This window comes from Pseudanabaena sp. CCNP1317 (assembly GCF_034931345.1).
GTDB lineage: Bacteria > Cyanobacteriota > Cyanobacteriia > Pseudanabaenales > Pseudanabaenaceae > Pseudanabaena > Pseudanabaena galeata.
Genome location: NZ_JAYGIF010000052.1, coordinates 1 through 660 on the forward strand (window position 1 = coordinate 1; position 660 = coordinate 660).

At 60.6% G+C, this 660-nt stretch carries 1 protein-coding gene; it reads right to left on the reverse strand.

The window, feature by feature from the left end:
• On the reverse strand, positions 1-601 hold a 601-nt coding region (gene trpS / locus VB775_RS10255), incomplete at its 3' end, for a tryptophan--tRNA ligase (RefSeq protein WP_416235815.1).
• Positions 602-660: the final 59 nt, after the last annotated feature.

Sequence of the window (660 nt, forward strand, 5' to 3'; positions counted from 1 at the left end):
TGGCGCCCTCCTTCTTGATGTCGGGCTTCGGCACCACGAATGTGTCACCGTAACGGGTGTTGAACCGGTGGGCGATATCCCGGGTGAGCTCCAGGTGTTGTTTCTGGTCCTCACCGACGGGCACGTATTCGGCGTCGTACAGCAGGATGTCGGCCGCCATCAGCACCGGGTAGGTGAATAGCGCCGCGCTCACGGATTCGTCGGTTCCGCCACCCTTGTCCTTGAACTGGGTCATGCGCCTCAGTTCGCCGTATTGCGTGACGGACTGGAGAATCCAGCACAGTTCGCTGTGGGCCGGAACATCGGACTGGACGAACAACGTCGATTGCCTGGGGTCGATGCCGGAGGCGACCAGCACATTCGCCAGACTCCTGATATTGGCGCGCATGCTCTCACGGGTGGTCGCGAGCGACAGCGAGTGCAGGTCGACGATGCAGAACGAATTCTCGAAATCGCTCTGCTGGTTGACCCAGTTGCGGATTGCCCCAAGGTAGTTGCCCACGTGGAAGTTGCCCGAAGGCTGGATGCCGGAGAACACTCGTGGCTTCTTTTCGAGCGTCGAGGTGCCCGCTCCGGCCGTCTCCGTCTGCTTTGTCACCATGAATGTCACTTTTCCCATGATCATGGTCGGCCCTGAACGCGCCGGACCTGCGAATCCCT